General features: G+C 26.9%; 11 protein-coding genes. 10 read left to right on the top strand and 1 reads right to left on the bottom strand.

Annotated features, from left to right (window positions below; all coding sequences use genetic code 11):
- The first annotated feature begins 124 nt into the window (after nt 1–124).
- The 5 genes from R4K56_RS05940 to R4K56_RS05920 all read left to right on the top strand — a co-directional run bounded on the left by R4K56_RS05940 (nt 125) and on the right by R4K56_RS05920 (nt 7,148).
- Nucleotides 125–820 (top strand): YggS family pyridoxal phosphate-dependent enzyme, encoded by a 696-nt coding sequence (locus tag R4K56_RS05940; protein WP_335772149.1) that lies wholly within the window; start codon nt 125–127, stop codon nt 818–820.
- A gap of 529 nt (nt 821–1,349) precedes the next feature.
- The gene (locus R4K56_RS05935; protein ID WP_335772148.1) at nt 1,350–4,055 is read left to right on the top strand and encodes an ankyrin repeat domain-containing protein; all 2,706 of its coding nucleotides are present in this window, start codon (nt 1,350–1,352) and stop codon (nt 4,053–4,055) included.
- Nucleotides 4,056–4,212: 157 nt separating this feature from the next.
- The gene (locus tag R4K56_RS05930) at nt 4,213–5,247 is read left to right on the top strand and encodes an NADH:flavin oxidoreductase/NADH oxidase (RefSeq protein WP_335772147.1); all 1,035 of its coding nucleotides are present in this window, start codon (nt 4,213–4,215) and stop codon (nt 5,245–5,247) included.
- Nucleotides 5,248–5,414: 167 nt separating this feature from the next.
- On the top strand, nt 5,415–6,347 hold the full coding sequence (locus tag R4K56_RS05925) for an Rpn family recombination-promoting nuclease/putative transposase (RefSeq protein ID WP_335772146.1): 933 nt from the start codon (nt 5,415–5,417) through the stop codon (nt 6,345–6,347).
- 54 nt (nt 6,348–6,401) lie between these two features.
- Nucleotides 6,402–7,148 carry an ankyrin repeat domain-containing protein gene (locus tag R4K56_RS05920; RefSeq protein WP_335772145.1) on the top strand — a complete coding sequence of 249 codons (747 nt, stop codon included), beginning with the start codon at nt 6,402–6,404 and terminating at the stop codon, nt 7,146–7,148.
- 7 nt (nt 7,149–7,155) lie between these two features.
- Here the strand turns inward: R4K56_RS05920 and R4K56_RS05915 are convergent, their stop codons facing one another.
- Nucleotides 7,156–8,442, bottom strand: coding sequence for an ankyrin repeat domain-containing protein (locus R4K56_RS05915; protein WP_335759820.1), 1,287 nt, complete (start codon nt 8,440–8,442; stop codon nt 7,156–7,158).
- 190 nt (nt 8,443–8,632) lie between these two features.
- On the opposite strand from R4K56_RS05915, the gene R4K56_RS05910 reads away from it, so the two are divergent.
- The 5 genes from R4K56_RS05910 (at nt 8,633) to R4K56_RS05890 (ending at nt 12,034) form a co-directional block, all read left to right on the top strand.
- A complete protein-coding gene (locus tag R4K56_RS05910) occupies nt 8,633–9,205 on the top strand; it encodes an HDIG domain-containing metalloprotein (protein WP_335772144.1) in 573 nt (190 codons plus the stop codon).
- A gap of 16 nt (nt 9,206–9,221) precedes the next feature.
- Nucleotides 9,222–9,863, top strand: a complete 642-nt coding sequence (locus R4K56_RS05905; protein ID WP_335772143.1) for an isochorismatase family protein — start codon at nt 9,222–9,224, stop codon at nt 9,861–9,863.
- Nucleotides 9,860–10,393 (top strand): methylated-DNA--[protein]-cysteine S-methyltransferase, encoded by a 534-nt coding sequence (locus R4K56_RS05900; RefSeq protein ID WP_335772142.1) that lies wholly within the window; start codon nt 9,860–9,862, stop codon nt 10,391–10,393. Before R4K56_RS05905 ends, R4K56_RS05900 begins: the two co-directional genes overlap by 4 nt.
- A 19-nt stretch (nt 10,394–10,412) precedes the next feature.
- Nucleotides 10,413–10,967 carry a GNAT family N-acetyltransferase gene (locus R4K56_RS05895; RefSeq protein WP_335757277.1) on the top strand — a complete coding sequence of 185 codons (555 nt, stop codon included), beginning with the start codon at nt 10,413–10,415 and terminating at the stop codon, nt 10,965–10,967.
- A 521-nt stretch (nt 10,968–11,488) separates the two neighbouring features.
- A complete protein-coding gene (locus R4K56_RS05890; protein WP_014932870.1) occupies nt 11,489–12,034 on the top strand; it encodes an AAA family ATPase in 546 nt (181 codons plus the stop codon).
- The last annotated feature ends 244 nt before the right edge of the window (nt 12,035–12,278 follow it).

Here is a 12,278-nt window from a genome sequence, read left to right as displayed (position 1 = left end):
ATAAAATATCAATATATTATAAATCGTATTTTTAATATTTTGCTTTACCATTTTTTACATTTTTTAATATTTCTATATGATTGAAAAAAAAATAAAAAGATTTATAATGAAATCAAGGTGCAAAATGGATAAAAATGAAATATTAACAAGATATAATACTATATTAGATAATGTTCGTAGTATGAAACAAAAGTATAATATTAATTATGATATTAATATTGTTGCTGTAAGTAAATATTCATCTATTGAAACTATAAAAGAATTTTTGTCTTTAGATCTCGATTTGCCTCTTGCTGAAAGTAAAGCTCAAAGTCTTAGAGATAGGGCAACAGAGATATCAAATATAAAAGATAATGTTAAATGGCACTTTATAGGACGCATACAAAGTAATAAGGTTAAATATATAGTAAGGTATGCTGATTTAATACAAAGTGTTGATACCATTGAAGTTGCTGAATGTATAAACAAAGAAGCTGTAAAAAATAATAAAATTCAGGATATACTTCTTCAATTTAATATAAGCGATGAGGAACAAAAAGGCGGATTTAGTATAAATAATTACATTGATGTATATAATACCATTACACAATTTCCTAATATTTCAGTAAAAGGTTTAATGGGTATTGGCAGAGATACTGAAGATTTATCCATTATTGAAAATGAATTTGAAACTCTTAATAAAATATACAAAGATATAAATTCAAAATATAATAACCCTTTATCAATTCTTTCAATGGGAATGTCATCGGATTATGAATTGGCTATCAAGCATGGTTCTAACATGCTTAGAATAGGAAGCAGTTTTTTAGGATATTCTTAATATATATTGAAAATTTTTAAGTTTGTCAATCGATGACTTTATATAGAATTATCAACTTTTTTGCCGCACAAAAAAGTTGCAAAAAACGCAATTGCTAGAACTTTATATTAAAAACATTTCTATTAAATATAGGATATATTCTAAATTTAATTAAAAATGCAGTCCTTTTGCTTCTTTGGGGCACCAAAAGAAGTGGGGTGCGGGGCAAAGCCCTGCAGATATTTAAAATTTAAAAAAATTATTTTTGAAAAAGTATATTTGTTTAGCTATATACTATATTGACATATTGTTTATTATAGTTTATCTGATTATAAAATATTAACTCTATATAATTTAAATATAATAATTTCGAAATATATTATATGTTATTGCAATATAAATTGGCTATAACTATATATTTTATATTTACAATGAATAGCTGTTATAGTATATAATATTTTGATTTTAGAATATTGTTATTAATTTATTATTATTATATAATTTTTGACATTATGTTTACTAAAATAAATATATTTAGGAAATTACTTTTATGATTAGAAACGGATTTTTATTAATTATATTACTTTTTACTATCAGTTTTAATATATTTGCCCTCACCTCAAAGGAGCAGGAATTTTTTAATGCTATAAAAGAAAATAAATATGAATCTCAATTAAAAAATCTTTTAAGATATAAAATGAATTTGAATGCTACAAATGAAAAAGGATTAACTCCGCTTTTGTATGCTATCGAATGTAATAATGAAAGAGCGGTAAGAGTATTGCTTGAATATAATGATGTTAATATAGAAGCTAAACTCCCTAATAATTTTGCAGATTATCCATATATAAATAAAAATGAGGGTGATAGCTTTAATATAGGGGGAGCTACTCCTTTAATGTTTGCTATATTCAAAAATAATCCAAGAATAGTTAAACAGCTAATAGACAAAGGAGCTGATGTTAAAGCTAGAGATAATGAAGGAACTTCTGTATTTTTATATGCATGCGGTTTTGGAAATGGTAATATTATAAGAATGCTTCTTGTAAAAGATAGAACTTTAGTTAATGATAAAACTCCTAATATTAATGTTAATGGACTTCATTATGCTGCTTCTCTTAATAATTTAGAAACTATTAATTTCTTGATTAAAAATGTTGATATGAATATTAATGACAGAGATTCAAACGGATGTACTGCTTTATATTATGCCGCTTACTATGCAAAAAAAGAGGCATATAATCTTCTTATTAAACTTGGTGCTAATAAAGATATAGGAGATAATTACGGAGTAAAGCCTGAATATATTTTATCCGGAGGAAGTTCAGCTGTTGATTTAGGTGCTGATATTAATGGAGAAAATAATAATTCATTTACAAATACTTATGAAGAAAATATGTATATTATTAGAACTATTCAAACATCAGACACTAATGCTTTAAGAAATATAATGATGTATTCTAACTTTAATATGAACTCTGTAATTATAGCTTATGAAACTCCTCTTACTTATGCTATACATCTTGGTAAAGATAATATGGTTAATGAACTTTTAAAATATAGAATTGATAATACAAATATTATTAATATAGAAACTAGTTTTATACCAAGAGATGATTTATATTTTAATGAAAGCAGAGCAGAGTTCACAGGTTATGTATATTTGTATAATGCAGGTCCTTTGCAGTATGCTATATTCAAAGGAAATACTAATATAATAAATACTCTTCTAAAATATGGAGCTGATATAAATAGAAAAGATAGTTTAGGAAATAATGCCTTGATGTATGCGGCAAGCTATGGAAGTGCAGAAGTTATTGATACGCTTTTAAATTATTCAAGCAATGCCTATAGAGTTGTTGATATGTATGGAGACACTCCTTTACATAATGCTGCAGCTTTAGGAAATACTAATACTTTGACTGCACTTATGAATAGAACTCCTATAAATATAAATTCTCAGAATATTGACGGTAATACTCCTTTGCATTTGGCTGTAAAAAATCATAATACTAATACATACAGATTTTTACTATTAAAAGGTGCTGATTATACTATAAAAAATTATGATGGAAAAACTGCATCTGATTTACTATATGGCGATGGTGTTGAAAGTATAGAAAGTATTATAAGTAATAGTATGAATACTAATTCATTGAATAATACTAACTATTATACTAATACTAAATTAAATAACAAAAATAATGGTAATACAAATTCAAATAATACTAATTCATCAGGAATTACAAATTTCATTGATACCAATTTCAGTAATAGTAACTTTAATAATACTAATGATGATAATAATTCATATAACTATATTGAACAAAATGATAATATAATTACAAATTCATATAATAATATTAAACCAAATAATTATGATATAACTGCTGATTCATATAATATAAATAATTATATATTTGATAATGTTAAAGTTATACAAGCCAATACTTTTGCTGATGATTTAATATATGAATATAGCGATGAGGGAAGTATCGATGATAGTAATGATGATTATGTAGAACCGGATACAGATGATGATTATTCTGATATATATGAAGCGAGTAAACCAATTTTTGATGCCATATATAATGGTAATATTGCTGATTTGTTAAAGGCTATTGAAAATGGTACTAATATAAATCAAAGAAATGCAGAAGGATTTACTCCTTTACTATATGCAATAAATTATGATAAAGTAGAAGCAGTAAAGGCTCTTTTAAGTTATAGTAATTTTATAGATATAGAAATGCCGCTTAATGGATATACTAATATATATTCTGTTAAGGGTAAAAATTTTAGCGGTGAAGTTTTATTTAATGGAACAACTCCATTGCAATATGCAATATTTAAAGGTAATACCAATGTTGTTAATTTACTTATAGATAGCGGTGCTGATACTAGAAAAAAAGATTATAATGGATATTGCAGTTTATTTTATGCTTCTGCATTTTCTGATGCTAATATGATACATTTCTTATTAACAAAAGATCCTACCTTAACTAGAGAAAAATCTTTAAGCGGAAGAACCGTTATGCATTTTGCTGCTATTTATGGTAATGATGACGCTATATCATATTATTTATCTAATACTTTTTTAAGTATCAACGCCATAGACAATGAAGGAAATACACCTTTACATTATGCCAGTGAAAAAGGATTTGCTTCTACAATTGACTTACTAATAAATAGCGGTGCTAAAACTGATATTGCAAATAATGCAGGACTTCTTCCATCAGATTTACTTAAAAAATAAATGTGTTATATGTGTTGTTTTTGTTTGTAATCTTTTATTCACAATATAATTATATATTATATTGTCATAAATTAATTATATTGTGAAATTGAAATATATCTTAATATGTATATACTTTATAGTAGTATAAAAAGAAATAATAGAAGGAGATTTGAAAATGAAAGCAGAAAAAAGTAATCTTTTTACGCCTTTGAAAATAGGTAATATTGAAATAAAAAATAGAGTAGTGATGCCTCCAATGTGTATGTACTCTGCTGAAGATGGTTATGTTAATGATTGGCATTTACAGCATTATGCTACAAGAGCTATAGGAGGAACAGGTTTAATTATTGTTGAAGCTGCAGGAGTACTTCCTTATGTAAGTTCTATTACTGATAATGACTTAGGTATATGGGACGATAAATATATTGACGGTTTAGGCAAGCTTGTAAAAGTTATAAAAGATAATGGAGCAACAGCTTGTATACAGATTAACCATGCGGGAAGAAAATGCGAATCTACGAAAGTTGATAAAATTTATGCTCCTTCCGCAGAAGCATTTAATGATAAATATAGAACTCCGGTTGAAATGACTCAAGATGATATAAATGAAGTTGTTGATGCATTTGTTAAAGCATTTGTAAGAGCTAAGAAAGCTGGCTTTGATATGGTTGAAGTACATGCTGCTCATGGTTATTTGGTATCTACATTCTTATCACCATTATCAAATAAAAGAACTGATGAATATGGTAAAAACAGAGCTAAAATCTTAGAAGAAATTTTAAGAAAAGGTAAAGAAGCAGTTGGAAAAGATTATCCTATACAAATAAGAATATCTTCTTACGATTGGAGAGAAGGCGGAAACACAGTAAAAGATTTTGTTCAAATGTTAAAGCCATTAGAAGAAGAAGGATTATTTGATTCTATAAATGTAAGTACAGGTGCTGTTACTGCTGACGGAAAAATTATTCCTTATGAAGGATATCAAATTCCTTTCTGCAGAGAATTAAAACAATATATAAAAGTACCTTGTATTGGAGGAGGACTTTTAACTGATGCTAAAATGGTTAATATGATAGTAAGAAACTCAGCTGCTGATGCAGTTTATATAGGCAGAGAGTTATTAAGAAATCCATATTGGGCATTGCAGGCAGCAAGAATTTTAGGTATTGATGTACCATTCCCTAAACAATATGAACAAGCCAAAAGATAATCATTAAATATTGTAATTTTTAGCCTGATTATGTTTATGCATAGTCAGGCTTTTTTATTAAAAAATTGTATTAATATTATTATTTTACTATAATAAAAAGTTATTGAAAAGTATTTATAACTTTGACAAATAATATTCTTTTTAGTATAATATTTTTTATGAGTAATATGACTAAAAAATTAATGGGCAATAAAGAAATAAAATATTTTAATCCTTTAAATGATTATTTTATACGATATCTTTTTACTGATAAAGGCAGCAGTGAGGCTATATTATTAGATTTTATAAATTCTATAATGCTTAATGCTAATATGAAAACTTTTCGTTCTGTTGAAATTTTAACACCATTTAATTTGAAAAAGAATAGAAATTTAAAAGAAACAATAGCACCGAAGGTGGGCAGACGCCTAGATGTAAAATGTCTTACACAGAATGGTTCAGTGGTTATAATAGAAATACAATTACAAGGTAATTCAAGATTTCCAGAGAGGATACTTTACTATTGGGCTGCCAATTATAGTAAGTTATTAAAACATGGCGAAAAATACGATGAATTAACTCCTGTAATAAGTATTAATTTATTAAATTTCAATTTGGATAAAACTAAAAATATACATTCTTGTTATATGCTTTATGAGATGAATAATAAAAAACTTTTAACAGATCATTTACAAATACATATAATAGAGTTAAAAAAATTCAAGAAAAATATGCTGGCTAAAGATTTGAATTCTTGGCTAAAAATATTCACAAGTAAAAATTTGGAGGCTTCTATGTCAGAGATAGTAAAAGAAAAACCTATAATGGAAGAAGTTCAAAGAAAATATAATAATTTTGTAAAAAGTAAATTGATGATGATGGAATATGAGAAGAAAGAAGCTTATATATATGGTAATCAAATAATGATGGAAGAAGAAAGAAGACTAGGAAAAGAAGAAGGAATAAAAGAGGGAAAAGAAGAAGGAATAAAAGAAGGTATGGAAAAGGGAACAAAAGAGGCTTTAATATTAACTGCTAAAAATATGAAAAACAAAAATATGGATATAAAATTAATAAGCGAAATAACAGGACTGAATATAGAAGAAATAGAGAAGATATAAAATTCTTTACTAATTTAATAAAGTATTTTGTTTTTTATAATAGAACCGTAGATTATGAGATCTGTATTTGTTATTATATTTATCAGTATCTTGTGTAATGTTATGTATTCATTCACTCAAGATGAAAACGATTTACTTATGGCAGCTGAAACTTCCGATGTTGCTGCTATGAGACGTATATTGAGTAAACAAAATATAAATGTTAATGTTCAGGATAAATATGGAGTTACACCTTTAATGTACTCAGTGTTAAATAAAAATATTTATACATTAGAATTATTATTAAAAAATAAAGCTAATCCTAATATAAAAAATGACAGCGGAAAAACAGCTTTAATATATGCATGCAATAATTGCGACTTTGATATGATACAAATGCTTATATGGTATAATGCTGATGTTAATATTACTGATAATTATAAATCTACAGCTTTAATGTATGCTTCAAATGGAGATTCTAGTATTATAAAATTATTAATAGAATCTGGTGCTGATGTTAATGCACAGAATTTGGACGGTAAAACGGCTATAATGTATAATGTTTTAAATACTGCTGATGTTAATACTATTGATACTTTTATTAGTTTAGGTGCTGATCTTAATATTCAAGATATTCACGGTTATAGTGTTTTGATGTATGCTTCCATATTGGATTATAAAAATTTAGTGACCATGTTTATAGAAAATGGTGCAAATGTAAATAAGAGAAATAATTACAATAAAACTGCTTTAACAATGGCTGAAGAAAATAAAAATTATAAAATGGCTGAACTTCTAATTAAATATGGTGCAGTAAGATAATAGTATTTTAATTTACTTCTTCCAAACCTAATAATCTTCTTATTTCTTTATTGTTGCTTTTTTTTGCTAATTCTATTGCTTTACTGTCTACAGTTGCATTACTTCTTATAATCTTTCTGCACATTTCATAATTATTGTTTTCTACAGCTATAGCCAATGGACTATATCCTCTTTTATCTTTCATATCAACATTAGCACCATTTAATAAAAGATTTTCAACTATAGAAATATTATTGTTTTTAACAGCTACATGTATTGGGGCATATCCATTATCAATATTGTTTAATTCTGATTTTGCATTGATTAATATATTTGATATTTCAGTATCATTGTTAGAAACTGATATATTTAATGCTAATTGATTTTTATTATTTAATATATTTACATTAGCATTGTATTTTATTAAAGCGTTTATAACTTCTATATATTTGCTGTATTCTTTTGAATTATGAGCATTAATTACGGCTAAATGTAAAGCAGTATTTCCATTTTTATCCTGTATATTAGGATTAGCATTTTTAGAAAGAAGAAGATTAACACTTTCTAATAATTTATTGGAATTGTTTTCTATAACATAATGCAAAGAAGTTTTGAAGTTTGCATTTGTATTATCTATATCAGCACCTAATTTTATAAGTTCATTTGCTGCTTCTATGGATCCATTTCCTACAGCATAATGAAGCATTGTATTAGTATCTTTAGTATCAACATCTATTCCTAAAGTTTTTACTAAATAGTTTATATTCTCTACATTGTTTCCAATACTTGCAGATTTAATTAATGATACAACATCTTCACTATTCATAAGCAAATAAATATTTTTATTAAGATATAATTCTAATATTTTTGGACTTGCATATTCTGAAGCTAAAAATTCACTTCTTGGCTTTTCTTTCATTTGAAAATTAATATTTGCTCCAGAATCAATCAATAATTTTACGGATTCAAAATTATTATTAATAGTTGCAATATCCATAGCAGAACAATAGGAACCGTCTATTGATTTATTATTTTTTGTTATTTTAGTATTTTTATCTAATAGGGTATTTAAATCAGTATATTTTGAAGTTCTCAAAACATTTATAGATGTGATTTGATTATTTTCAGCAGCTATATGCATTAAAGTGTATCCTCTTTCATCTTTAAGATTAGGATTAACATTTTGGGAGAGCATCAATTGTATAGTCTTTGCATCTCCTGTTTTTACAGCATTTATCATTTTATTTTCATTTTCAGTCAATGCATATAGAGTTATTATATTAAAAAATACAGCTATTATAATAAATTTTTTCATTATAGTCCCTATTTATTGTATTATGTATACTAAATTGCTATTATAATATTCGTTTTTATATTTATTTTTATTACAATTTTTTTGTGAATTTATTTTATTTATATAAAATATTATATAAATATAAGAATAAAAATATTGAAAAATAGAAAAATATAATATATACTTATGCTAATCTTTGGAGGTTTTTTAAATGGCCAGTATAGATAGAGAAAGAGCTATTGAATTATTTAAGAAGTATAATGACGAACATTCTTTATATAAACATGCCTTATCAGTTGAGGCAGTAATGAGATATTTTGCTAAAAAGAATGGAGAAGATGAAGACGAGTGGGGAATGGTAGGACTTTTACATGATATGGATTATGAAAAGTATCCTAATGAACATTGTATTAAAGTGAAAGAAATATTAGAAGCAGAAGGTTTGCCTGAGAATTTTATACGTGCTATTCAAAGCCATGGATATGGGCTTTGTACAGATATTGAACCTATAAGCAATATGGAAAAGACATTATATGCAGTTGATGAGCTTGCTGGTTTTATTACTGCTTGTGCTTTGGTTAGACCTTCAAAGAGTTTAGATGATATGGAAGTAAAATCAGTTAAAAAGAAATTAAAAGATAAAGCTTTTGCCGCCAAAGTTGATAGAACAGTTATAAATAAAGGTGCTGAGATGTTAGGTATTCCGATGGACAAACTTATAAAAGAAACTATACAAGCACTTATTCCTGTACAAGAGAGTATAGGGCTTCAAAAAATTTCTTAAATTATGGATATAAGTTATGAGTAAGATAAAAATACTAACAATAGTAGATATGCAAAATGACTATATGGAAGGCGGTCCTATGGCAGTAAAAGGTGCTGCAAAACTTGTTCCTGTTATAAATGACCTTATAAAAAATGGTGAATATGATGCTATAATTGCTACTCAAGATTGGCATCCTTCTAATCATATATCTTTTGCTTCAACTCATGAAAAAGAACCTTTTTCAAAAATAAAAGTTATAGACCAAGATACTGGAGATGAAGAAATTCTTACTTTATGGCCTCGTCATTGTGTGGCCAGAACTTATGGTTCGGCTATAGTTGACGGACTTAGAAAGAAAAGAGATTATATATACGTTCAAAAAGGTGTTGATCCTGATGATGAAGGTAATTCTGGTTTTTCTTATATGCACAAAGAATTTATTGATGCTGCCAGAGAAAATAAAGAAACTTTAATACTTGATTTTGTAGGTGTTTCACTTGATTATTGTGTATTCTTCACTGCCAGAGATACTGCAGAATATGTGGCTTCTATCGATGCTGAATATTTAGTTAGCGTTAATGTGCTTGAATATGCATCTGTTGCGGTTAATCCTGAAGTTGTTGAAGCTTTATATACTTCATGTCCGCTTATTAATCTTAAAAAGGTTAGACTGTGAATATAATTAGGCTTGAAAAAAAAGAGAATTATAATAAAGCCTATATTTATAAAAGCCCTATTGGAGATTTAATACTTACAACAGATAATAGCAGTCAATATATAACATCATTAGAATTTACATTGAATGATAATCAAAATATTATTGAATATGATGAACCTTCCGTTATAAAAAAAGCTAAAAAAGAACTTGATAATTATTTTTCTAATACATTAAAAATATTTACTGTACCATTAGCAATATATGGAACAGATTTTCAATATAATGTTTGGATAGAAACTTCTAAAATACCTTTTGGAAATATTATAACTTATTCAGATATAGCGAAGAATATTTCAGATCGTAAAGGAAGTATATCAAGAGCAGTAGGAATGACAGAAGGAAAAAATAAAATAGCTATAATAATACCTTGTCATAGAGTTGTTGGAAAAAATAAAAAGCTCACTGGTTATGCAGGCGGACTTAATAAAAAAGAATATTTGCTTAAACATGAAGGTTTTAATATAGTTGATTATAAAATTATGGTTTGATGAAGCTTGAAGGATTTTTATGCTTAAAGAAACTTATAAAACTAATAGGCTTTTTTTAGTGCAGCCAAATATTAATATGGCATCAGAAATAGTTGATTTTTATAGCAGAAACAGGGAGTTTTTTAAAGTATTTGATCCTCAAAGACCAGAAGTTTTTTATAAAGTTTCAACACATAAAGATATAATAAAAAGAGAGCTTGAAGAAGTTAAACAAAAAAGAATGCTTAAATTTTGGATTTATAAAATTGAAGATAAAAAAAGAATTATAGGAATGATTAATTTTAGTAATATTGTTCTTGGTTCTTTTTTATCTTGTACTGTTGGTTATAAATTAGATGAATTTGAACAGCATAAAGGTTATATGACAGAAGCTCTTAAAGCAGCTATAATAATTGTATTTAAAGAACTTAAACTTCATAGGGTAGAAGCTAATATAATGCCTCATAATAAACCTTCATTAGAATTGGCAAAAAGGCTTGGTTTTGAAAATGAAGGTCTTGCCAAAAACTATTTAAAAATTAATGGTAAATGGGAAGATCATGTTCATATGACTATATTGAATGATGAAGTATGATCTGTATTTTTCTAGTATTTTATTTTCTATTTCTTAAATAAATTTTTTAAAATATTTTTTAGTGTTATTGACAATATTATCAGTATATGTTAAATTTTACTAAGTGACTGGGTTAGTCAGTAAAAAATTATATTAATTTGTTTGTTATGAATAAAAATACTAATATACCAGAAGATAAAAGAGAAACTATTATTAATGCCTCCATTGATGAGTTTGCAAAGCATGAATATAAACATGCTATTTTATAAAATATTGCAAACAATGCCAATATATCAAAGTCACTTTTATTGTATCATTTTCAAAATAAGAAAAATTTATATTTATATGTTTATGAGTATGTATATGAATATATAGAAAAAGTTGTAGCGGATTCTGATTTTTTCAAGATAACAGATTTTTTTGAGCTTATGGAATATTCCTTTTATAAAAAGTTAGAAATGATGTAGATTTGTTCATAGTCTTATGGTATAATTCACCTAACAACAGAGCGACAAATCGGGATTTGTGGAGGTAAAATATAGATGAATCAAGGTAGAATTATTGTAATCACAGGTACGCCGGGGACAGGAAAAACTACAACGGCATCTGCTGTTGCAAAAGAATCAGATTTGGAAAAGTCTGTGCATATGCACACAGATGACTTTTATCATTATTTGAGTAAAGGGGCAATACCACCGCATTTGCCAGAATCAAATGAGCAAAATTTGATTGTCATTGAAGCGTTTTTAGAAGCTGCGAAGCGATATGCTCGTGGTGGATATGATGTAATTGTAGATGGCATTGTAGGACCGTGGTTTTTAGAGCCGTGGCTCAACATTGTTCAAGAGCATTATGAAGTACACTATATCGTTTTAAGGGCAAGTAAAGAAGAAACTATGAAGCGAGCTATCGAACGCTCAAAGTTAGACAGAGAAACAAATATTGAATTAGTTGAAACAATGTGGAATCAATTTTCCAATTTAGGAATCTATGAATTAAATGTTATAGATACAACTACGCATTCAATCAAAGATACTGTTTCAGCAGTAAAAGAAAAAATAGTAAGCGGTACGGCTTTACTATTTTAGACAATTCCCATTTATCGGGGAGTTTGCCGCCCGCTTAAACAACTAAATACATCCACCAAGAGCAGCTATTTTCCACCACGAAAACGGCTGCTCTTTTCTTTTACCCATGAGTAGAAAGGAGCGACCACCTATGACGAAACCGAGAGAGAAAACCCACGAGGAATTGACCGCCGAGATTGAGGACGGGAAGAAGAACAATAAAAGAATTAATATATACCTAAACAACTATATTTTGTCAATTTTC

The sequence above is a fragment of the Brachyspira pulli genome, assembly GCF_036997785.1.
GTDB classification, from domain to species: Bacteria; Spirochaetota; Brachyspiria; order Brachyspirales; family Brachyspiraceae; genus Brachyspira; species Brachyspira pulli.
The sequence above is the reverse complement of the archived record's forward strand: the minus strand, read 5'-3'. Positions and strand labels throughout refer to the sequence as shown.